Raw genomic sequence first — 22,197 nt, 5'->3', positions numbered from 1 at the left:
CCTTCAGGCCAGTTGGTATTGCGGCGTGCTCATGATCCCGTGGGCAACGAGGCGGAGGGGATGTTCGAGATAACTCCCCGCGTCGGCAAGGTCCTCTGTCCCGATCTCGCGCGTGAGGCTCGCGATCATCGCGTCGCGTGCGGGCGGGTCGAGGGGGCTGCGCAGGAACCGGTCGGCCAGCGCGTCCACCGCCTCGGCGGGTGTGCGGGCAGGACCGATCATCGCGGACAGGCGGAACTGCCCCGGCGTTCGCGGTGTCGGTTTCACGCGTCGCATCGCCTCCTGCCAGCCCTGGAGGCTCGCGTAGCGGGTGTTGAAGGTCTCGCGAATACCTTGTGTCGAGCTGTCGGCGGCCCCGTCTTCCAGCGTGGCCGCCGTGATCTCCATCCCCTCGTTGATGTTTCGGTTGACCCGGCGCACCTCGCCGCCCGGGTCGAGATTGGGGTCCCGAAAGCTGATCATGTCGGGGAATAAGACCGCCTGCGCGAAATTTCCCCGTTCGAACAGAAGCCCCGGCGTAATCCAGCTTCTCCCTTCGCCCCAGCCCGCAACGGTGGGCGGATAGAGCAGGATCTGCCCCAGCGTCTTGCCCACGGTATAGGGGTCGGGCACACCGGGCAGGGTGTCGAGCCCGAGCTTGCGGTAGGTCGAGATGACCAGTTCCGTGGGCGACTTGATGTGCGACGCGCGCGAGGGTTCGGCATAGAAATCCTGCGACAGGAACAGGGTGCGCAGGAAGGGCGTGATCTCGTAATCGGCGTTGCGCAGCAACGCTCCGAGCGTCGCGGCCAGCTCCGGCGAGACGCTGTCTCGGACGAAGAAGCGATAAATCTTCGCCGCGATGTAATTCCCGGTCGCCTCCTGTTCGAGGATGATGCGCAGGATGTCATCGCCGTCGAAGCGTCCGGTCCGGCCCAGGAACCGCTTCTCGCCGTCGTCGTGTTTCTCCGCGTCGAAGCGGAAGTCGAGGTCGTTGTTGCCCCAGCCGGTGAAGGCACGAGCAGCTTCGCGGATGTCGGTCTCGGAGTAATTTCCGACCCCCATCGTGAAAAGCTCCATGACCTCACGCCCGAAGTTCTCGTTCGGCGCGCCCTTCACGTTATGGGCGGCATCGAGGAAGACCAGCATGGCCGCGTCCTTGGACACGTCACTGAGGAGGGTTCCGAAATTTCCGAGCGCACCCCGGCGCAGCGTGTCGATCTGTTGCTGAATCTTTCGGTAGTCGCGCAGCTTTTCCTCGCTCGTCGCGAAATGCCCATGCCAGAAGAGCGTCATCTTTTCTTCGAGCGGATGCGGGCTCGCCACCATGCGGTTCATCCACCAGAACCCAAGCCTCCGGGTTTCCAGAAGCGTCGCCCTGAGCCAGTAGAAGAAGCGGTCGGTCACCGGCTGAAGCGGGCGGGCTCCGCCGGGTTTGACCTTGACGCCCATCGCCTCGCCGGTGCGTTCGGCGAGTTCGGTCGCGGCGGGCCGGCTCGGGGGGAAATCCTTCAGGCTTTCGTCCCAGACACCAGAGGGGTCGAAGGCGGGCAAGGCAGAGGTGTCGCTGCCCGTGAGCATCGCCTCGACCGCGGCCTCGGGCGTCATGGCGGCCAGCCGGTCGATCTCCTCGGGCGTGCCGCCGAAGCCCGCCCGTTCAAGCAAATGGCCCGCGAAGTCGCGTGACCAGTCGGCTTCGCCGATCGGATCGAACGATCCGGCATTGAGCGTTGCCATGGTCTTTCCTCCCACCGCGCGCGGATTGTGCCCCGCCGTTACGGTAGGGAAATCTAACGCCGTGACGCGTGTTCAGGCACTCTATGCCGGAAATTCGTTTTCCCAATTACGACCTTGGGCGGGGGTCAACGGGCGAGCGCGACCCATCCTCCGGCGCAAGTTCCGTGTCGAAGGCATGGGCCAGTTCCTCGAGCGCGGCCCCGTCCCCCGCCATCCCCTGAATGCGCCGCCAAAGCTCGCCCCGCAGGTCGGCGAAGGCGGGCAAGGCGCGCAGGTCGGCATCGGCGCGTGCTTCGGGCAGGTCGACCTCCATCACGGTATCGACCCGCCCCGGCCGGGGCCGCAGCAACACGATCCGCTGCGACAGGAAGATCGCTTCGTCGATGTCATGGGTCACGAAGACGATGCCCATTCGGCGGCGCGCCCAAAGCCGGTGAAGCTCCGCGCGCAGGGTCTCGCGCGTCATGGCGTCGAGCGCGGCGAAAGGTTCGTCCATCAGGAGCACTTCGGGCTCCACGGCAAGCGCCCGCGCCAGCCCGACGCGCTGCTGCATGCCGCCGGACAATTCGTGCGGATAGGCATCGGCAAAGTCGCGAAGCCCCACGACGCCCAGCAGGTTCATCGCGCGTTCGGCCCGCGCCTGCCGTGACAACCCGCGCAGGGCGAGGACGAACTCGATGTTCCCCGCCACGCTGCGCCAGGGCAGAAGCCGCGCCGACTGGAACACCATGGCCAGATCAGCCTCGGGCGTGGGGGGCTTGCCTCGCACCAGAACCTCGCCGACGTCAGGCGCGATCAGCCCGTTCATGAGGCGAAGCAGGGTCGTCTTGCCGCATCCGCTCGGCCCCACGAGGCTCACGAACTCGCCTTTGTGGATGTCGAGCGACACATCCTCGAGCGCCACCACCCGGCCATCCTTGAACCACTTGCCCACATGGCGCAGCGAAATCAGCGGTTCGGTCACGATCAGCGCCCCTCGGCCATCGACACGCGCCAGCGCCCGAGGCGGCGTTCCGCATAGCGCAGGAGCGCGGTGATCAGCGTGCCCAGTGCCATGAGCACGATTACCACCGCAAAATAGCGATCCATCTGGAACCGGTTGCCTGCTGCGACGAGGAGCCCACCCAGTCCCGACTGCGCCATGGTCAGTTCCGCGATCACGGTGCCCACGGTCGAAATCGCCGCCCCGATGCGCAGACCAGAGAGGATCGAGGGCAGCGCATCCGGCACCATCACCTGCCAGAAGAGCGCGCGTTTGCCGGCCCCGAAGGACTGCGCCATCTCGGTCAGCTCCCGGTTCGCATTGGCGATCCCGGCGGCGGTGTTGATCAGGATCGGAAAGAGCGCCGCGTTCCACACGACGACGACCTTCGCCTCGGTATAAAGCCCGAACCAGACGATGATCAGCGGGATGAAGGCCGCGCCCGGGGTCGAGTTCATCGCGTTCACGAAGGGGTCGAAGACCTTGCCTGCGAACGGAATACCGCCCAAGAGGATGCCGAAGCCGATCCCCGTCACCGCGGCGAGCGCATAGCCCAGAAAGAGAACTGTCAGGGATTCGCCGAGCGCGTGGGGAATGGTGCCGTCCCCGGTCATCTCGATCCCGCGCCGGACCACCTCCACCGGGCTTGGCATGACCAGTTTGCCGGCGATCCGGTTGATGACCTCCATCGTGACCAGAAGCATGAGCGCAATGACGATCCAGGACAGCCACAGAAGCACCCGCTTGCGCTGCCGAAGCCGCGCTGCACGCGCGGCACTCTCTACAATCGACCGCGCCACGCTGTCGTCAGTTGTCTCCACCTTGCTCGTCCCTCCCGACGCGCCCCGCCGCCCCTCCCTGAAGCGCCGCTGCAGGGTCCGTCCACCATAGGGCCCGGCTCATTCGAGTGGCAAATATTCTCTATTGAGGCAGGGCTGCGCCTCAGGGAACCTTGCCATGCGGCGACAAGGAACGTCACCAAGACTTCCGTATTCTTGACATGAAGTTAGCCTAGGAACGATTCCCAACGGCGGCCGGCATCGACACGGCCGCACCGAGACGAGCACCGAATGCGCATTTTGATTGTGGTCAGTGATTTTCCGAAGGTGACGGAAACCTTCGTTCTCGCGAACGCGCGCCATTTTTTGGCACGCGGCCACGATCTGGGCGTGTTTCACCTCAAACCGTTCCGCCACGGCGAAGTCACCCATCCCGACGCCGCCCATGTGGTGGCGCGTGGCATCGGCCTGCCTTGGATCACAGGCGAAAGCCTCGTCGGCCTTCTCTGGGGATTGTCGCGTCCGGCTCTGTTCTTGCCGGTCGTCGCGCGGCTCGTCGCGGCCTTCTGGCGCGAGCCTTCCCGGCTGACTGCCTCTCTCGCCATTCTGCCCAAGTCCCTCGCCATGGCGCGACAGCTGCGCCGCGATGGAACCGCGCATATCCATGCCGAGTTCGCGGGCTATCCCGCCACCGCTGCCTGGATCATTTCGACCTTCTCCGGCGTGCCCTTCAGTTTCTCGGCCCATGCCCATGACATCTTCCTGACGCAGGGCCTGCTCGCGACCAAGGCCCGCGCCGCCCGGTTCGTCCGCGCCATATCGCGGTTCAACAAGGACTTCATCGAGGCCGTCCCGGGGGTGCCTGCGGGCCAGGTCGAGGTGCTTCACTGCGGCGTCGCGCTGGGCAATCCTGCGCCGCTTCCGCCGCCGCCGGATGCCACGATTCCCCTCCGCTTGCTCTTCGTCGGCGCGCTCCTTCCGCGCAAGGGCGTGCAACACCTGATCGCCGCGCTCGCGGCACTCCCCGAGGATCTTGCCTGGCATCTCGACGTGATTGGCGGCGGTTCGATGGAGCCGGCGCTCCGGGCGCAGGCCGCCCCGCTTGCCGACCGGATCACCTTTCACGGGCCACGTGACGCAGGTGCGGTGCGGGCCGCGATGCGCGCCGCCCATGCGGTCATCGTGCCCTCGGTCGAAGGGGCGGGAGGCCGGTCCGAAGGGATCCCCGTCGTCCTCATGGAGGCGCTGGCCGAGGCTCGTCCCGTCGTCACCTCGCGCCTCTCGGGCATCCCGGAACTGGTCGTGGACGGCGAGACCGGGTTCCTGACCGAGCCCGGCGACGAAGCCGCGCTCACCCGGGCGCTTATGAGCCTTGCCTCCGACTATCCCGCCGCCGCAGCGATGGGCCGGCGCGGCCGCGCCAAGGTCGAAGCCGAGTTCGACATCGACGAAACCGCCGAGGCGCTCCTGCGCCGGATCGAGGAGACCACCCCATGATCCTGACCGCCGCGATCTTCTGGGTCGCCGTCGCCCTGATCGCCTATGCCATCGTTGGCTATCCGCTCGCGCTCCTTGCGCTGTGGAAGCTGCGCGGCCGTCGCAGGCTCGCCCAGACGGTCCAGCCGCGCAACGTGGACTTCCTGATCCCTGCCCACAACGAGGCCGACCATATCGAGGCCAAGATCGCCAACACGCTCGCGCAGTCGAACCCCCATGGGCACGCTGTCCGGGTCATTGTCGTGTCGGACGGCTCGACAGACGACACCCTGGCCATCGCGCGGGGGATCGAGGATCCCCGGGTCGAGGTCATCGAAACGCCGGGACGTGCCGGCAAGCTCGGCGCGCTCAATCAGGGGCTCGCGGCCTGCGCAGGCGACGTCATCATCTTCTCCGACGCGAACGGGCTTCTGGACGACGGGGCGATGGCCGCGATCATGCGCCACTTCGAGGACCCCGAGGTCGGCGGCGTCTGCGGCAAGATCACCGTGGCCCGCACCGGCGACATCGCGAAGGCGGACGGTTTCTTCTGGCGATATGACCAAGCGATGAAGCAGGCGGAGAGCGATCTGGGCGGCGTCGTCTCGGCGCAAGGCTCGCTCTATGCGATCCGCCGCACGCTCACCGCGCCTTTGCCGCAGGGCGTGGCCGATGATTTCCTCATGTCGACCCGTGTCGTCGACCAGGGCTTCCGCCTCGCTTTCGAGCCCCGAGCGCAGGCACGGGAGCATGTCACCGAACGCGCGGGCGACGAAATGGCCCGCCGGGTGCGTTCGACCGTGATGGGCTGGGCCGCGCTCATGCAGATGCGCCACCTGATGAACCCGGCGCGCACCGGGCTTTATGGCTGGCAGCTCTTTTCGCACAAGTTCCTGCGCCGCCTCGTCCCGGTCTTCCTGATCGCAGCCTTCGTGACCAATCTGCTCCTTATCGGCACGACGCCCTTCTGGTCGTGGCTGGGTTCGCTCCAGACGGCGGCCTATGCGCTGGTTCTCGCCGCCTGGGTCCGGCCCGAACTGCGCCGCCTGCCGCTCGTAGGCCCGCTGATGTTCTTCGTCATATCGAACCTCGCCATGCTCATCGGGCTTTGGCGCTATTACCGGGGCGAGCGTGTGTCGGTCTGGACCCCGGTGCGCGACATGGGTGCCGCGACGGACGAGGCCGAACGGTGAAGCCGCCGGTCTTCATCCTCGGCCTGCAACGTTCCGGGACCACGTGGCTCGCCAATCAGCTCGCCGCCGTGGCCGGGGTGGCGGCGGTCCAGCATCCCGACCACCACGGTGTACACGAAAGCGTCTTCTTCTCGCATTTCGCGCGCCACTTCAGTGACTGGCACGACCCCGGCGTCCGCGCGGCCTTCGCAGAGGCCTTCTTTGCCAGTGACTACGCCCGCCTGACCGGGCTCGACCCGGATGCGCTGCTGCGAGCGATGGAGGGTGCGGGCAGCCCCGCCGAGGTGTTTCGCCGCGTTATGGAGGCCTTCTGCGCCGCACAGGGCGCCGACCTCTGGATCGAAAAGTCGCCCCATCACACGCTGCTCGCCGCCGAAATCCGCGTCGCGATCCCCGAGGCGCGTTTCCTCATGGTCGAACGGGCGCTGGTTCCGCTCGTCCAGTCGCGCCTGCATGGCTTTGGCCGCGACCCCAAGCCGGGTCTTCGGCTGATGCTCGACATCATCCGGGGCACCGTCGTCGCGGTCCTTTACCGCCGCGAGATGCGCCGCCTTGCGCGGAGAGGGCAGGGGATGCTCCTGCGCTACGAGGACCTCCTGGCCGACGATGGCCCGCTTCGGACACGGCTTCTGGCCTACATGGACCTGCCGTCCGACAGCGCCGCGATGACGAGTCGCTATGCCGCCAATTCCTCTTTCTCCGGCAAAGGTCGCGCCGCGCCCGGACCGGGGTTTCGCGTCTTGGTCGGACTGACGGCGGTTCTCGCCGGGCTCGTGCCCTTGTCCCTGTTGCGCCGCTGGCAATTGCGCCGCGACAAGGCCCGCGCCGCGGCAAGTGGCGGCGACTGGCCCGACTGGGTCTGGAGCCAGACCGGCTACCGTCCCCGCGCGGCGAGCACCTCGGAAAACAACGCGGCATAGGCCGCCGCCGAAGCCGCGACAGTGTATTTCCCGGCGCGTGCGAGGCCAACGCCCTGTGCCGCCTCGCGCGCTTCCCGGTCCTCGGAAAAGCGGCTCAACGCCCAGGCGATCGCCGCGGCGTCCCGGTTTGGCACGAGGCACCCGGCGCCGTCCGCCAGAAGGATCGCGGGCCCGAAGGGGCAGTCGACCGACACCACCGGCAGCCCGACCGATTGCGCCTCAACGATGGCGTTGCCGAAGCCTTCGACCTTGGAGGTGCACAGAAACAGATCCGCGTCGCGCATCGCCTCGGCCGGGTTTTCGGTTCGCCCGGCGAGCGTCACCCGCTCCGAAATTTCCAGCGACGCGATGTCCCGAGCCAGCGCTTCTCGCTCATCACCCTCGCCAAAGAGCGTAAGCGTGAAGTCGTCGGGCAGTTCCGCCATGACCCGAAGCGCGAGCGCGAAATCCTTCTCGGCACTCAACCGTCCAAGGCTCACGATCCGCCGGGCCTGCGGCGCAAGCGGGCGGGAGGATACTTCCGTTACCACCGGGTTGGGCAGCTCCTTCAACGGCGGACAGGCACGCCCGAGCATAGCGGCATGTTCATCGAGGATCGGTCGGCTCGGTGCAACCAGAGCATCGGCGCCGCCATAGAGCGCCCGCATGATCGCCGGGCGCAGCCAGGGACGCTTGCGCGTGGCAAGGAAGGCGCGCACCGGGATATGCTCGCCAATGATCACTGCGGGTGCAGTGGGCACCGCCGACCGGCGCAGGCGCCGTGCGGCAATCAAAGCGGCGATATTGGTCGCGTTGGTGGCGCTCAGAAGGATGTCCACGGGCCGGGCGCGCAGCTCGCGCTCCAGCGCCCGGGCCGCTGCCAGCATACCGCCCGCCCCCAGATCGGCGACCGACCCGGCCCGCTCCAGAAGATCGCCCTCGGCCCGCTGCAACAGGAACCGGACCCGGAACCCCTGCTCCTCGAGGAGCGGGGACAGCCGGATCATGCTTCGTTCGATCCCGCCGGTCCGCAGATGCGGCAGGAAGATCCCGATTTCGGGCGCGTCAGGCGGCACAGGTCACTCCGGCTAGGGTTCCACCCGGTGGCAGGGCGGGGGGCCGTCCCTTACTGGCCCGAAACCTGCGCCAGTGCGAGGTGTTTTTCCACGATGGCGACACGTGCCTGCTCGCGCTTGCGGCGGGGCGGACGCGGCGCGATGACCGGATCGTCCATCAGATAGCGGTCGATCAGATGCGAGGCGAATTCGATCTTCGGTTCCATCCGATGGGTCATTCCACGCGCGTCGCTTTCGATGGGCACCAGCCGGACCGAGGCGCGCCGAAGACCGTGCCCGGTGCGGATCAGGATCTGGCCCTCGCCGCGGTAATTGCGGTGCTGGAGCGCAAGGTCGAAGCCCTCGACCTGCCAGACCGTTGCATTGATCCCCGACTGGCAGGCATAGGTCAGGCCCCAGTCATCGGCCTTGCGACGCGGGTTCGACCCCACGAGCTTCTGCCCGATCAGCCGCACCGACTTGGCCAGAACCGCGAGCGCGACGGAAACAAATAGCGCCACTTCATGACGGTAGCTCACCGGCTGCGTCGCGAGTTTGTAATTGTAGCGCGCGCGCAGACGTTTGGACGTGCCATGCGACATGTAGACCTGTGTCGGCCCGATCAGCCCGGGCTTCACGGCGAAACGGATGCCGTAATTCGGGTTCTTCGCCTCTTCGATGGCGGCGATCACGTCGCGCACGGGCCGGGGACCCACGATGTTCATGTCGCCCCGCACGATGTTGAGAAGCTGCGGCAACTCGTCGAGCCGTGAGGCCCGCAGATAGCGCCCCAGCGGCGTTTCGATCCCCGAATTGCGCGGCAAGACCTTGTTCCCGGTCAGCGCCTGCGCCGCCCGGGTGTCGAGCGTGCGGAACTTGTAGATCTCGAAGGCCTGCCGGTCCTTGCCCAGCCGGGTTCCGCCGTAGAAGATCGGCCGCCCCTGCGTGAGTGCCACAAGGAACGTCACCACCAGCAGGAGAGGCGATGCGACAAGCAGCAGCCCAAGGCCCACGGCCCGGTTATAGATCGTATGCAGCAGGGGATTGCGGGGAAGGTAGCCGCTCACGCAACTGCGCAGGGGCCTTGTGGACGCCACGGTGCGCTGCGGCGCAGCACTCGTGAAGGCCAGCTTTTCCCTGCGTCGGTCTCGTCTTGCGTCGGCGTACGAACCGCCGAGTCTGTCCCGTTTCGCGTCGTCCCGATGCTGCGGATGCAAAAAAGTATCCTGCTCGGCGCCCGCAGTGGCGCCGTAGCCCAATTCGTCAAACATTTACTTCCCCCAGGCTCCTGACGCACGAGGACGGGGGAACACATCCCCGCCGTGATCGTGCCACCAAAAAGTCTGAATTCATTTAAGGAAAAAATGTGGCGAAATGGAAGGAAAACCGCAGGATCGCAGGCATTTACAACCGGTCTGTCATTCGGAATGCCAAGATTTTGCCCCAATTCAGGGCGATTGTTTCCGATGCGCGAACAACCGTTAACGGGTGACGCTGGGGAAGCTCTCGTTGCGCGTGTGAAAACGCGAATCGTTCGCCTGTTCCGCGGTCCGTCTCGGGAAGGTAGGTAAAGGTCCGCCGTTTCCGCTTCCGGAAGGGGCGGTCAGCGCCGGAGAATTCTGCGGCGCAGCGACGACAGGAGGTGGCGCATCTCGGGTTGTCCCAGTGCCAGCCCGATACCGACATAAGCGGCGATGAACACCGCGCCGGACAGGATCACCTGTCCGATCTGCACGGCCTTGCCCATCACATCTGCGCCGACCGCGGAGAGCGCGGCGGCCGTCAGCCAGGCCAGCCCGCCAGCGGCAAGCGCCGTCGTGACCACCGTCACGCTCTCACGAGCAAGCCGCGGGGCGAAGCCGGGTCCCAGCCTGCGCGACAGGCGATACCCATGCCAAAGCGTCTGTGGCAGGGTGGCGCCTATCGCCGCCCAGCCAAGTCCGGCGAGCCCGAGGCCCGGCACGAGCCACGCCATGAGCCCGAGCCGCAGGACCAGCGCCGCCGACATGGCGACGGCAAAGTGCCGAGCCTGGCCGATCCCGGGCTGCGCCATGAGAGCGACCTCCAGGACGCTGGCCGGGGTCTGGAACAGGGACGACAGCGCGAAGAGCGTGACCAGCGCCGCGACCATGCGGACGGAGGCGTCGTCGAACGCGCCGTAGCCCAGAAGCGCGCCTGCGAGGGGGCCGGACAGAACCGCGACAAAGACCGCGACCGGCGCGGTGAAGAAGAGCGCCCGCCGAAGGCCGCTCGCGATCTCGTCCACCGCCGCGTCGCGGTCGCCCGCCGCCGCATGTTCGACGAAGCTCGTGTAATAGACGACCAGCATGGAGCGCATCATCTCGGTCACGCCGATGCTCGAAATCCGCTGCGCCAGCGTCAGGATCGCGATCGCGCCGACCCCGGCAAGCGAGGCGAAGTAGTTCTCGGCAAAGGTCGAGACCACGAAGAAGGTCGTGGTGATGGCAACGGCGGCGGACCGGTTGGCCAGCCCGCGTCTATCCTCGGGTGCAGGGTCTGGGGTCTGGTCCGAGGGGACCTCCTGCGCCGCCAGTTCTGCCACCACCCGAAGCCGCACCCGCAGATAGACGCCCCAGACGATCAGCTGTCCCAGAACCGAGGCGATGGCGACCGCCGCGATGCCGAAGCCGAAGGGCACGCCCGCCAGTGCCAGCAGGATCAGGAGCCGGGGCAGGAGCCTGAGCAGGACCGGTGCGGTGAAGCGCCGCGAGGCATTTAAAAATGCCCCCGAGACACTGGTCGCCGCAATCGCCGGCAGCGCCACGCCGAGGTACTGAAGGAAGCGTCGCGACAGCTCGAAGGCCTCGTCCGAAAGGCCCGGCGCCATGGCGCGGGTGATCGCGTCGGGGAACAGAAGACAGCAGACCGCGACGATCCCGCCGACCACGGCAAAGCCGATCTCGGTCCGTCTGAGCCGCCACAACGCCCCTGCCGCGCCGTGCCGTCCCAAGGCGCCCACGATCTGCGGCACCAGCGCGGTCTGGGTGATCGCATCGGCGACCAGCGTCCAGTTGCCCATGAGCCGGCGCATGAAGAAGAACGCGTCCGAGGCCGCGCCCGCCCCGAAGAAGAAGGCCACGCCCACCGCGATGATCAGGCTCATGCCCATGCCGAGGGCGCGCAGAAGGAACTGGATCAGGATCGCCGCGACGCCGATCCGCGCCGGCCCGGCCAAGGGCCCCTGTCCGTCCTGCCCGACACTCATGCCGCCGTCCCGCCGGTCCGTCCGATATGCGACAAAGAAAACAGTGCGTTCACCCGGTACTGGTTGCAGGCTCTTCTTAACGCGGGTTACCGTCCGCCGGAAGCCGTCTCGGAAAGCGGCTCGCAAACCGCCCGAGCGCCAAAGGCTCCGATAAGTGCCCGATGTGACAACAGATACCAAGGCAGACACCGTTCCCGGTCGCGCTCCGACCACGACCTACGGTCGCTATACTTGCGAACGCATCACCGACCCGGCGCGGTTTCGTGCCATCGCGGGGGAGTGGTCGCGTCTTCATGCGGCCTGTGGCGGCACCGTCTTTTCCCACCACGACTTGCTTTTCGCCAAGCTCGAAACCTCGATCGAAAAACGCCGCGCGCTCTGTGCCGTGACTCTTTGGGAGGGGGAGCGGCTGGTGGCGGCGGCCTGTCTGGCCCGGCGCCGCGAAAGGATCGCCCGCAAGATCCCGGTGAAGGCGATGAAACTCACCTTTCTCGACCAGTTCGACGTGGGCTGGAACGACGTGCTCCTCGACCCGCAGACGCCCGATGCTGCAGCCGCGATGGTGCGCGCCTGTTACGATGTGCCAGGGGTCAAGATCGCGGACCTCTTCCCGATCTCTCCCTATGCTGGAGGCCCCGCCTTCATCGCCGCCGCGCGGGCGACGGGCCGAATGCTCGACGAGCAGACCGAAATGCTGTCTTCCATCGTCGATCTCGAGGGCGGGCAGGAGGGGTTTCTGTCCCGCAGGTCCAAGAACACCCGCACGAAGCTGAAGCAGCTCATGCGCCGCACCAGCGGGCCCGAGTTCCAGTTTCTGCGATCGGGCGACGACGACGAAAAGGCGCATGGTCTTCTGGACGAGGCGCTCGAGATGTCGTTTCGGTCCTGGAAGGCCGAGGTCGGCACCAACATCGGGGCGCGCGGCGACGAGCGCGGCTTTCTGCACCGGATTCTCGCCAAACCGCCGGCGGGATGCCGTTTCTACGTCGATCTGCTGCGGCGCGACGGGGAGGCGGTGGCCTTCGCGCTTACCCTCACGGATGGTCGGCGCGCCTGCGGTCTGATCACCGACTATGACATGTCGTTTCAGAAGGAAAGCTACGGACGGGCCGTCTTCATGCAGTCGATCTACAATGCTGCCGCCGACGGGGCGGTCCTCTTCGACACCATGCGCCTTACGCCCCTGTCCGAGAATATTCACGACGATCTCGAAGACCTGAAGCGCTGCCATCTGCGCTTGGGCTACGGTCTCGCGCCTCTTGTCGTGCGGATCGAGGCGCGCTTGCGCGGGTTTCGTGACCAGACCGGGCTCAAGGGCACGCGCGTGCACGGTCGGCGCAAGTTTCAGTCACAGAGCTGATCGCGACACGGGCTGGCGACGAGGTATCAGGCCGACGTTCGCATCGCGACCACAACACATTTCCGGAACGGAAACAGTCCATTCACTCCGAATTCATTGCGGGATCGGAGAGGGGGCTGTTAAGTTAACCGAGGGGTAGCAGCAATTTGATCGCCAGTGATGTTTAGATGCGAGATCGTGTCCGAGCCGGCCCGGTTTCGGACCTTGTCCAAGGAATGGTCCCGGTTGCACCGCGCCTGCGGCGCGACCGTATTTTCGTTGCACGCCCTGCTGGTCGCCAAGATCGAAACTTCGCTGGAAAAGCGTCGGGCCCTGCACACGGTCGTTCTGTGGCAGGGCGACCGGATGGTGGGCGCGGCATGCCTCGCCAGACGCCGGGCGAAGATCGGACGCAAACTTCCTTTCCGGGCGATGAAGCTCACCTTCCTCGACCAGTTCGACATTGGCTCCAATGACATCCTTCTCGATCCCGAAGTGCCAAGCGTGGCCGAGGCGATGGTGCAGGCGGTCTATAGCCAACGCGATGTGAGCGTCGTCGATCTCTTTCCACTATCCTCCGAGGCTGGTGGCCCCGCGTTTCTGGCTGCGGCCCGTGCGGCGGGCCGGGTCCTTGCCGAACGCGATGAAATCCAGTCCTCGCTCATCAATCTGACCGGTGGGGCCGAGGGGTTCCTGTCGCGCCGCTCGCCCAAGACCCGCGAGACCCTGCGCAAGAAGATGCGTCGGGCACAGGCACAGGGTTTCGAGTTCGTGCGAGCGCGCGCCGGGGACCGGAACGCCCAAGCGGTTCTGGCCGAGGCACTGGAGATGTCCTTCAAGTCGTGGAAGGCGGCCTATGGCACCAACATCGGCGCCCGCGCCGAGGAGCGGGGCTTCCTGCACCGCATGGTCGCCTGGCCGCCCAAAGATTGCGCCTTCTGCGTCGATATCCTGCGCAAGGATGGCGAAGCGGTGGCCTTTGCTATCACCGTGCATTACGGCGGACGCGCCTATGGGCTGATCACCGACTACGATGCGGCCTATTACAAGGAAAGCCTCGGCCTCGTCGCCTGCGTGCAGGCGATCTATGACGCCGCCGATGCCGGTTGCACGGTCTTCGACACCCTGCGCTTGTCGTCCCTCACTGACAGCATCGGGGACACAACCGAGGCCCTCACGCGCTGCCACATCCGCACCCGCTGGAATCTCGCCGCCGGGGTCGTCCTGTTCGAAGTCGGCCTCCGTCGGCTCATCGACTGGTCCGGTCCGCGCGCCAAGCGCCCACAGGGGCGGCGCAAGTTCCTGACGCAGGGTGTGACGGGTCAATGACGTTTTCGATGCGGCCGCCCCAAGCGGACGAGGGGCCGACCTGCCGGGACGGCTTTCCCGTCCACCAATGCACCGCATGGGATCACCTCGGCCCGCAGTCACCGCGCCAGACCAACCTCGCCTTCACGCTGGACGGCCCGGTTCGCGCGCGGGGCATGATCCGCATCACCCGCGTCCTGCCGGGGCTCAGCGTCGCCGCGATCCAGCGCGGACCGGTCACGCCGTCGCCCGCCGACCTCGCTCATGTCCTTCCGCCGATCGAGGCCGCGCTCGCCGCCCGTGGCGTGGCGACGCTCACCGTGAACCCGGTCTGGACCGGTGACGACGTGCCTGCCGCCCGAGAGGCGCTCGTCGCGCAGGGCTATGCGCAGGTCCCTGCCGCGCTACAGAATTTTCCCACCGCCACGGCCGGGCTCGACCTGACGCGGAGCGCCGACGAGATCCGCGCGGGCATGTCGAAGTCCGGCCGCAAGGACCTGCGCAAGGCCACCGACAACGGGATCGCAGCGCGCCCCATGGCCTCGCTCTCCGAGGCCGAGGCCGCGAACGAGGCGATGCGCGCCATGGCCGCCGCTACAGGCATGCAGACCGACGCCCAGCATGATTTTCGCAGGCACTTCGACTATCTGTCGCGTCACACGGACGATGGCGTCATCCTTGTCACCACGCTCGATGGCGAGGTATTCGGAGGCCTTGTGAGCTACTGCGAGGGCGACGTGGGCTACGGGTTCAATCTTTGCACCCGGCCCGACATCACCCTGCCTCGCACCCATGTGATGATGTTCGAGGCCGCCCTCGCGCTCAAGGCGAAGGGCTGTCGTCGCTTCGATCTTGTCGGCTATGACAGCGGCGGAGACGCGCAGCGGCTGGGACGGTCGATGTTCAAGAAACACTTTGGCCCGGACATCATCGACGTGCTGCCCATCTTCTCGAAACCCCTGCGCCCCTTCGCCCACCACGCCGTGCAGGGGCTTCGCGCCACGCTCCGGCGCGCCCGCGGCCTGCGCCACAGGACCGGAAAGGGAGGGCAGGATGCTTAGAGGCTTCGTCCGCGCGTTGGCGGTCTCGCTGGCCTTGGCGACACAGCCGGCCCTTGCGCAGGGCACTGATGTGGGCCGCCTCTGGTCGCTTACGCCTGCGCCTAATCCGCGCCTCGGCCTCGCCTTTCCCGGCAAGGACCCGAGCCTATATGGCCGCATCGCCGGGATGGGCATCGGCGTCGTGCGGATCGGCGTGGGCTGGAAATGGCTCGAGCCGGAAGCGGGCGAATACCGTTTCAAGTCGCTCGACGCCCAGATCGCCGCGCTGGATGCCGCCGGGCTTGTCCCCTTTGTTACGCTCGAGGCCGACGCGCCTTGGGCCGTGGACCACGGCGACCGGGTCAAGAATGGCACGCCGCGCGACCTTGCCGACTGGTCGGCGCTCGTTACGCGCCTCGTCGAACGCTACGACATGGACGGCACCGAGGACGGTCCCGCGTTGTCGCGCCCGGTGCGGTTCTGGCAGGTCGCCAACGAACCCCTGTCCGACGCCAACAAATCGGGCGGCTGGGCGGGGAGCGACGCGGACCTCGTCGCCTTCGTGAATGCCGCGCACGATGCCGCGAAAGCCGCCCATCCGTCGGTCACATTCGTACTGGGGGGGATCGCGTCGATGAACCTCGATGCCTTTCTGGTGACCCGCCAAGGCGCCGACATGCCGGTCCAGCAGGTCTGGCAGAACGGCACGAAGACCGTGCTGTCCACCGATGACGCGGACATGATGGCCAGCCTCGATGCCGCCTACGACCGGCTCGAAACGCTGCTGTCTGAGGGCCGCTACGATCTTGCCGACGCGCATCTTTATGGCCCCGAGGACCGCGACCCGGCCCGCCTTGCCCTGATCGGCGAGCTTGCAGGCACTCCGGCTCTGTCGAGCGAATGTGGCGGGCCGTCGCTCGACTACGGCGGGACCTACAGCGGACAGGAGCATTACCGCGCCGTGCTCTGGCGCAATCTCAACGTGCTCGCCTCCGGCGCGCCCTTCTGCCTGTGGTTCGGGCTGGGCGAAGGGCTCGGGTCCACCTTCGGCAACAGCCGGGTGCAGCTTCTCGACCCGCAGCTCGACGACAAGCCGGGCACCCATGCCTACCGCCTTCTTTCAACGATCCTTGACGAAAAGGCGACCGTGACCCGCCTTGCTCCCGCCTTGTTCGAGGTTCAGACCGAGGCCGGCCCCGTGCGCATCGCCCTGACCGAGGCGGGTATCCGGGCGCTGGCCGATCTTGGTCCCCTCATGCAACCGGCGCTCTGCATCCGTGATGCCGAGACGCAGGAAACCGATGCCATCGTCTCCGCTGCGCCCTGCGACGGTTACGCGATTCTTCTTTCCGGCCCGGGTCTGTCCCGGGTCTTCTGACGAGTTCTTTCATGTTCCAGCATTACGCCGACCTCTTCAAAATCTACTGGCTCCGCATCCTGATTGGTGCGCTCGTCGCAGGTGCGCTGACGCTGGTGGTGTCCTCTGTCGTGCTGGTCAAGTCACCGTCCTATACCGCTTCGGTCACGATGAACATGCAGCCCTCGGAACAGGCGCTGACCTTCAACCGCGAGTTCCTCGGTCAGTCCCAGTTCAACCCGGCCACGATCATCGCTCAGACCCATATCGAACGGCTCCTGAGCCGCCCTGTGGCCGAGCGCACGCTTGAAAAGATGATGGCCGAGGCCGGTGACGAGGTGTCTCAGGAGCCCTCCGGACTCGCCGCTCTCAAGGCCTGGCTCTGGCGCACCTGGACGCGGGCGAACTACGGCAGCTTCAAGGAACTGTCCGAACACGACCAGATGGTGAACACCATTCTGGGCATGTTGACGGTCGAGGCGGTCGAAGGCAGCTACATCCTGCGCCTGTCCGCCACCTTCGATTACCCGGAAGTGGCGGCGCGGATCGCCAATGCCCATGCCGAAAGCTATATCGAGATCGTGTCGGAAGAAGTCGCCGACCGCACCAGCACGAACGCCGTCATCATCCGAAACCGGATCGCCGAACGACAGGGCGAGCTGGATGCGCTCTTCGGGCGGCTCACAGCGCTGCGCGAAAGCTATGCGATTTCGGACCTTCAGACCGAAAGTGAAGTGACCATTCAGGCGCTGCAGGACGCGGTGACGGCCAAGGGCACGGAAGAGATCGACCTGATCCTCGCGCAGCGCGAACTGGCCGAGCTCGAACAGCGCTTTTCGGGTGCCGCGACGTCCCGTCAAGGGCCGATCGAAGAAGCCCGCACCAAGGTCTCGGACCTTCAGGAGCGCGTGGCCTTCCGGGACGAGCAGATCGCGGGCTACCGGGCGCAACTGGCGGATCTGGGCGCACGTCAGGCCGAGTTCGAGGATCTCGACCTGCAAAGCCGCGCGGTGCAGACCGACCTCGCGGCGCTCCGCCAGCAGCTCATGCAATTCGAGCTTGGCGCGCAGGCGCAGGCCGGGCAGGTGCAGATCCTCGCGCCCGCGACGGTGCCGGTCTACCCGTCGTCGCCCAAGGTGCTGGTCTTCACGATTTCGGCCCTCATCACCGGCGCGCTCCTCGTTGCGCTGGGCATCGTCATGCAGGACCTCTTCGGCACCCGCGTGCGCACCGCCTCCGACCTCGCCGCGCTGGTGGGTAGCCGCGCGCTCCCTACGATCGACCGATCGGTGACACGCGGCCGCCGTGGCGGGGTCGTGGGCCGGTTCCGCGAAGCCGCCCAACGCCGCATGGTCCGCCGCTTCATGGTCGCCTTCGGCCAGAAGATGAGTGCCGAGTCCGGATGGAAGCGCCGCAATCTCCTCGTCACCGGGTTCCTGGAACCCAAGGAACTGATCGAGGTGCGGAACTTCCTTGGCCGGGTGGTGCAGAATTCGGTCTATCTCGGCAATTCCGAGGACCCCTTCCGCGTCACCTCCATCGGGCCGATCCACTCCATCAGCGATTGGGACAGCCTGCCGGACGGGCAGGTGATCGTGGTCATGCACCCGCTCACCCAGAATGCCGCCGACCTCGATGGTCTGACCCATTTCGGCGAGAAGAAATCCCGCGATCCGCTTTTCGTCCTGTGGGAATAGGCGCGCCGTGGCCGACCGCCAAAGCATACGCAAAGGCCGCCTGATACTCTGGGGCGGGTTGGCACTGGCGGGCCTCGTCGTGGCGGTCTTCTGGCTGTTGGCGGGACTTGCGCTCACCGGCATCGCGCTTCTCATGCTGGCCCAGCGGCAGGGTGTTCCGGTCATGGTCTACCATTCGGTGACCACCGATCCCGGCTGGCTGCCCTGGGGCCACAACATATCCGTCCGGCCCGAGGTCTTTTCGGCGCAGATGGCGCACCTTGCGTCCAGCCGCTGGCGCGTGGTCCCGAGCGCAGAGGTCTACGCGGGCAACACCGACCACCGCTCGGTGGCCCTTCATTTCGACGATGCCTATCTCGATTTCCTGAATGCGGCACCCATCCTGCGCAGGCATGGCCTGCCCGCGACGGTCTTCGCCTCGTCCGACTTCATCGACCCGTCGAAGGGGCAGCGCGCATCAGCGGGACGCGGCTACCTCAACGCAGATGAATTGCGCGCGCTCGATGCCGATCCTTTGTTCGAGGTCGCCTGCCACGGCAAGGACCACGCGCGGCTCCCGGTCTCGGGCCGCACCAAGCCGCGCGAACCCACCCTGTGGGGCCCGGAAACCGCTTTCCTCTGGTCGCTGATCCCGGGTGACAAGTCGCGCTGGTTCGACAGGGCCCCGCCGCCCGTGGCCGAGGTGCCGGAGACCGACTCTGCGCTCTGTGCCAACCTGTGGAGCGGCGCGGCGCCCGAGGACGACGCCGCCCGCGATGCCCGGGTGACGGCAGACCTGACCGAGGCGCGCGAGGCTCTCTCGGCCATTCTCGACCGCCCGGTCACGACGCTTTGCTGGCCCTTCGACCGCGTCATGCCCGCCGCAACCGGTGCCGCCCGGGCGGCGGGCTTCACCGCCTTCACCGGCGGGCGCGCCGACAACCCCATCGGACAGCCGACCGATACCCTGTCGCGCACCCATATTACCGACCGCGCCGCAGGAGGCGGGCCGATCTGGCTCGAGGTCCTTATTTTCCGTGCCCGGCTCGAAGTTGCCTCCGGCAATCTTCTGTTCTGGCCGCTGGCCGCGCTGGCCGCGCGGCTGCGCGCCCGCCGTTTCGCCATCCTGCATGGCCCGCAGGCCGGAGCCACGGCATGAGGCGCGCGCTCGTTCCCACGTTGCACGAAAGCTGGATCGGCCTTGCCGTGGGCATCGCGGGCGGGCTCTTCACGCTGGCGGTGGCGCTCGCGGGCGATCCGCTTCTCGCCCCTTTCGTGCCCATCGGGTTCATGGTCGGCCTCGCCGCCGTGGTTCGTCCGGTCTGGGGGGCAATGATGCTCGTCTTCTTTGCATTTCCCGACGCGCTCCTGTCGAAACTCCTCTTCATGGTCCCGGGCGCGCCCTACAAACTTCTGGCGGTCATGACCATGCTCGGCCTCGTTCTCCGGGCCCGTGACTACCGGATGCGGATCGAGGGGATTTTCCGTGGCCCCACCATGGTGGCCTTCGTCATCTTCGCAACGACCTGGGCCATCGCGATCCTCATGGCGCAGGACCGGGGTGCGGCGATGACCTGGGGCGGGGACCTGGCCACGACCTATGTTCTCCTGCCCCTCGTCGCCATCGCGCTGTCGGAAGAACGCCTTGCCATCATCGGCATCTGGCTGCTCGCCGCCGCGACGCTTGTCTCGGGTCTCGTGCTGCTCGCCGACATCGTGACCGGGCAGCGCCTGATCTCCACCTCCGAGGCGGCGACCACCGCGCGCACGGCGGAGGGGTTCGACCGCTCGTCGGGGGCCTCCAACGCCAATCCGACCACGGCGGCGACCATGCTCCTGACCGGGACCATCATCGCGCTGGTCCATGCCATCGAGACGCCAACGCACCGCAAGGCCTTCACCCTCGCTGCGCTCATCGGGACGCTGGCGATCCTCGCCTCCTTCGCGCGCTCCGCTATGCTTGTTTACGGCATCGTCGCGGTCGCGCTCTGGATCACCTACCGGCGCCACCGCAAGACCGTGCCCATCGGCATTCTCGGCGTCTTCGGACTCATGGTGGCCGTGGCCTTCATGCCGGCGAGTTTCCTGGACCGGGTGCTGTCGATTTTCGGTCTGGGAGGCGGTGACTGGACGCTCGGGCGGCGGATGACCTACAACGTCATCGGACTCGACCTTGTCTGGCGTTATCCGATCTTCGGCGTCGGGCCCGGCAATTTCTATGAGATGTTCACCGATCAGGACTACCGCTACCTGCCCGGGCGCACGCTCTATGGCCGGCAGCTTCACAACATGTATCTCTCGGTCATGGTGGAATACGGACTTCTGGGCTTTGCGGCCTTCATGGGGGTGCAGGTCACTGCGCTGCGCGCCCTGTCGCGCATCTGGAAAACCGCGAGCCCCGAGGTCGCCGCTGCCGCCAAGGCGCTTTTCTGGGGGGCGATAACCTATCTGATCGTGAGCGTTTTCGTTCCCAACGAATACATCAAGTACACTTGGATCCTCCCCGGCCTTTCCGCCGCGCTCTGGCTCTCGCAGCGCCCGCGTGCCTAGGGTTCACCAGACGAAATCCTACTTTGGTGTTTCTTTGGTTTCCCTCCCGCCCGATGTAGAAGGGCACAGGAGGAACGGCCATGATCCTGTCCGAAGGCAGTCACGTTAACGCCTGCATGTTCTGCGATTTCTCGCAGACCGGTTTTATCGACAGCGCACTCGCGCCCTATGACCAGAGGTTCGGACCGGTCGTCGTTTCGGACGACGCCTGGTTCCGCCCGGACGTGCTTCCTCATCGCCGGATTTCCCCGACCGAAGTGGGGCTCGACACCATCCCTCTGGACAGTGACGCCACCATCGACCGGCTTCGAGCAGCCATCGCCGCGCTCGAGGGCCCGACGGCCGTGATCGTCGATATGGGCTGGGGGCTCGATGCGCTCCATGGGGCGGACAGTTACGAGACATGGGGCAGCATCACCGAGGTCTTGTCGCTCGAACTCGGGATGCCGTTCATGTCGCTTTACAACAAGGAACTGATGATCGAGGACCAGATGCAGGCCGCCTTTCGCGCCCATCGGCAGTTTCTGGCCCCCTCCGGGCTCTACGAAAACCCCTTCTGGATGCCCCCCGACCTCGTGCGCGACGGGACGCTCGACGAACAACTGGGCTTCATGTTGGGCCGCGTGGTGCCCGATTTCGCAGGCGGGCGGCTGTTCGAGCATACCGAGCGCGAAGCGGCGCGGGGGGCGACACCTGATTGGCTGGAGAAGGATCGCGAACAGGCGACGCTCTCTGTCGGCGGCGCGCGCTGGCAGATTCACTGCCTCGGCCGCCTTCGCGTTCTCGTCGGCCAGAACCGCGAGGTGGACTGGCAGGTGCCCGGCTCCGCGCCCAAGAAGACCCGCACGCTCTTCGCCTATCTCCTCCAGTCGGGCGAAAAAGGGGCCCATGCCGACCGGATCGGCGAATTGCTCTGGCCCCGGGGCGGCAGCGAACAGCAGAAGCGAGCCCGTCTGCACCATACTGTCGCCATGCTGCGCCGTGCCCTTGGCGATCAGGACGCGGTGCTGCGGCAGGGCGACTATTACCGTCTCAATGCGCCGGTCGGATCGTGGCTCGACATCACGAGTTTCGAGCAGCTTTGCCGCCGGGGCTTTTCGCTCGCCCGCCACGGCGAACGCGAGGCGGCGCTCCGCATCTATTTCGCCGCCGAGCGGCTCTATGGTGGCGATCTCTTCGAAGACCTGCCTCAGGATTATGTCGAGAACGACCATGACGACTGGTGCATGCCGCGCCGGATCTGGTTGCGCGACATGGCGGTGCGCCACCAGTATGATTTCTCGAATGTTCTGCGACAGTCGGGGCGTCTGGGCGAGGCGCTGGAGCATGTGCTGAAGGCGCTGGCCATCGACCCGACCTCCGAGGCTGCGCATTGTGAGGCGCTCCGGGTCTATTTCGCGCAGGGACGGATCGAGGCAATGCACCGCCACTACCGTCAACTCGCCAAACGTGAAGGCGATGTGGAGATTGACGTGCAAGGCACTGAAATCGAAGAGGTCTATCTGGACCTCTGCGATGCGTTGGAGAACATGACGCCGGACCAAAGAAAAACCAAAGTGATGGCGCTACGGTGATTCTCAACCGCCGATCATCCGTCCGAG

General features: G+C 66.4%; 17 protein-coding genes. 11 read left to right on the top strand and 6 right to left on the bottom strand.

Going from position 1 to position 22,197, the window contains the following annotated elements; genetic code table 11:
* Window positions 1-3 precede the first annotated feature (3 nt).
* The 3 genes from KJP29_RS17030 to KJP29_RS17020 all read right to left on the bottom strand — a co-directional run bounded on the left by KJP29_RS17030 (window position 4) and on the right by KJP29_RS17020 (window position 3,519).
* On the bottom strand, window positions 4-1,716 hold the full coding sequence (locus tag KJP29_RS17030; protein WP_218464701.1) for a DUF1800 family protein: 1,713 nt from the start codon (window positions 1,714-1,716) through the stop codon (window positions 4-6).
* Window positions 1,717-1,822: 106 nt separating this feature from the next.
* Entirely contained in the window at window positions 1,823-2,680 is an 858-nt protein-coding gene (locus KJP29_RS17025) for an ABC transporter ATP-binding protein (RefSeq protein WP_218464700.1), read from the bottom strand.
* 2 nt (window positions 2,681-2,682) lie between these two features.
* Window positions 2,683-3,519 (bottom strand): ABC transporter permease, encoded by an 837-nt coding sequence (locus KJP29_RS17020; protein ID WP_218464699.1) that lies wholly within the window; start codon window positions 3,517-3,519, stop codon window positions 2,683-2,685.
* Between the two features lie 249 nt (window positions 3,520-3,768).
* Here KJP29_RS17020 and KJP29_RS17015 point away from each other — a divergent pair, with 249 nt between their 5' ends.
* From KJP29_RS17015 to KJP29_RS17005, 3 genes are read left to right on the top strand one after another with little or no spacing between them, the layout of a single operon-like run.
* Window positions 3,769-4,974, top strand: coding sequence for a glycosyltransferase family 4 protein (locus KJP29_RS17015; RefSeq protein ID WP_218464698.1), 1,206 nt, complete (start codon window positions 3,769-3,771; stop codon window positions 4,972-4,974).
* Window positions 4,971-6,146 (top strand): glycosyltransferase family 2 protein, encoded by a 1,176-nt coding sequence (locus KJP29_RS17010; RefSeq protein ID WP_218464697.1) that lies wholly within the window; start codon window positions 4,971-4,973, stop codon window positions 6,144-6,146. Before KJP29_RS17015 ends, KJP29_RS17010 begins: the two co-directional genes overlap by 4 nt.
* On the top strand, window positions 6,143-7,066 hold the full coding sequence (locus KJP29_RS17005) for a sulfotransferase (protein WP_218464696.1): 924 nt from the start codon (window positions 6,143-6,145) through the stop codon (window positions 7,064-7,066). The genes KJP29_RS17010 and KJP29_RS17005 overlap by 4 nt, the downstream gene beginning before the upstream one ends.
* Here KJP29_RS17005 and KJP29_RS17000 read toward each other — a convergent pair.
* From KJP29_RS17000 to murJ, 3 genes are all read right to left on the bottom strand, one after another.
* Window positions 7,021-8,121 (bottom strand): glycosyltransferase, encoded by a 1,101-nt coding sequence (locus KJP29_RS17000; RefSeq protein WP_218464695.1) that lies wholly within the window; start codon window positions 8,119-8,121, stop codon window positions 7,021-7,023. The genes KJP29_RS17005 and KJP29_RS17000 overlap by 46 nt on opposite strands.
* A 50-nt stretch (window positions 8,122-8,171) precedes the next feature.
* A complete protein-coding gene (locus KJP29_RS16995; RefSeq protein ID WP_218464694.1) occupies window positions 8,172-9,197 on the bottom strand; it encodes a sugar transferase in 1,026 nt (341 codons plus the stop codon).
* Between the two features lie 506 nt (window positions 9,198-9,703).
* Entirely contained in the window at window positions 9,704-11,326 is a 1,623-nt protein-coding gene (murJ, locus tag KJP29_RS16990) for a murein biosynthesis integral membrane protein MurJ (RefSeq protein ID WP_218464693.1), read from the bottom strand.
* A 163-nt stretch (window positions 11,327-11,489) separates the two neighbouring features.
* Here murJ and KJP29_RS19470 point away from each other — a divergent pair, with 163 nt between their 5' ends.
* The 8 genes from KJP29_RS19470 to KJP29_RS16950 all read left to right on the top strand — a co-directional run bounded on the left by KJP29_RS19470 (window position 11,490) and on the right by KJP29_RS16950 (window position 22,170).
* Window positions 11,490-12,686 carry a GNAT family N-acetyltransferase gene (locus KJP29_RS19470; protein WP_218464692.1) on the top strand — a complete coding sequence of 399 codons (1,197 nt, stop codon included), beginning with the start codon at window positions 11,490-11,492 and terminating at the stop codon, window positions 12,684-12,686.
* A gap of 159 nt (window positions 12,687-12,845) precedes the next feature.
* Entirely contained in the window at window positions 12,846-13,994 is a 1,149-nt protein-coding gene (locus tag KJP29_RS16980; protein WP_218464691.1) for a GNAT family N-acetyltransferase, read from the top strand.
* An 8-nt stretch (window positions 13,995-14,002) separates the two neighbouring features.
* Window positions 14,003-15,034, top strand: a complete 1,032-nt coding sequence (locus KJP29_RS16975; protein WP_218464690.1) for a GNAT family N-acetyltransferase — start codon at window positions 14,003-14,005, stop codon at window positions 15,032-15,034.
* Window positions 15,027-16,391, top strand: a complete 1,365-nt coding sequence (locus KJP29_RS16970) for a beta-galactosidase (protein ID WP_218464689.1) — start codon at window positions 15,027-15,029, stop codon at window positions 16,389-16,391. The genes KJP29_RS16975 and KJP29_RS16970 overlap by 8 nt, the downstream gene beginning before the upstream one ends.
* An 11-nt stretch (window positions 16,392-16,402) precedes the next feature.
* The gene (locus KJP29_RS16965; RefSeq protein ID WP_218464688.1) at window positions 16,403-18,067 is read left to right on the top strand and encodes a hypothetical protein; all 1,665 of its coding nucleotides are present in this window, start codon (window positions 16,403-16,405) and stop codon (window positions 18,065-18,067) included.
* Between the two features lie 7 nt (window positions 18,068-18,074).
* Entirely contained in the window at window positions 18,075-19,205 is a 1,131-nt protein-coding gene (locus tag KJP29_RS16960; protein ID WP_218464687.1) for a polysaccharide deacetylase family protein, read from the top strand.
* Window positions 19,202-20,596 (top strand): O-antigen ligase family protein, encoded by a 1,395-nt coding sequence (locus KJP29_RS16955; RefSeq protein WP_218464686.1) that lies wholly within the window; start codon window positions 19,202-19,204, stop codon window positions 20,594-20,596. Before KJP29_RS16960 ends, KJP29_RS16955 begins: the two co-directional genes overlap by 4 nt.
* An 80-nt stretch (window positions 20,597-20,676) precedes the next feature.
* Entirely contained in the window at window positions 20,677-22,170 is a 1,494-nt protein-coding gene (locus KJP29_RS16950; RefSeq protein WP_218464685.1) for a BTAD domain-containing putative transcriptional regulator, read from the top strand.
* Window positions 22,171-22,197 lie beyond the last annotated feature (27 nt).

This window comes from Maritimibacter sp. DP1N21-5 (genome assembly GCF_019218295.1).
In the GTDB taxonomy this organism is placed as follows: Bacteria; Pseudomonadota; Alphaproteobacteria; order Rhodobacterales; family Rhodobacteraceae; genus Maritimibacter.
This window is presented reverse-complemented; position numbering and strand designations above follow the sequence as displayed.

Coding starts and splice junctions, on each gene's coding strand:
- KJP29_RS16980 (WP_218464691.1), top strand. CDS start 12,846: ATGTTTAGATGCGAGATCGTGTCCGAGCCGGCCCGGTTTCGGACCTTG.
- KJP29_RS17015 (WP_218464698.1), top strand. CDS start 3,769: ATGCGCATTTTGATTGTGGTCAGTGATTTTCCGAAGGTGACGGAAACC.
- murJ (WP_218464693.1), bottom strand. CDS start 11,326: ATGAGTGTCGGGCAGGACGGACAGGGGCCCTTGGCCGGGCCGGCGCGG.
- KJP29_RS16955 (WP_218464686.1), top strand. CDS start 19,202: ATGAGGCGCGCGCTCGTTCCCACGTTGCACGAAAGCTGGATCGGCCTT.
- KJP29_RS16975 (WP_218464690.1), top strand. CDS start 14,003: ATGCGGCCGCCCCAAGCGGACGAGGGGCCGACCTGCCGGGACGGCTTT.
- KJP29_RS16950 (WP_218464685.1), top strand. CDS start 20,677: ATGATCCTGTCCGAAGGCAGTCACGTTAACGCCTGCATGTTCTGCGAT.
- KJP29_RS16970 (WP_218464689.1), top strand. CDS start 15,027: ATGCTTAGAGGCTTCGTCCGCGCGTTGGCGGTCTCGCTGGCCTTGGCG.
- KJP29_RS17030 (WP_218464701.1), bottom strand. CDS start 1,716: ATGGCAACGCTCAATGCCGGATCGTTCGATCCGATCGGCGAAGCCGAC.
- KJP29_RS16965 (WP_218464688.1), top strand. CDS start 16,403: ATGTTCCAGCATTACGCCGACCTCTTCAAAATCTACTGGCTCCGCATC.
- KJP29_RS17010 (WP_218464697.1), top strand. CDS start 4,971: ATGATCCTGACCGCCGCGATCTTCTGGGTCGCCGTCGCCCTGATCGCC.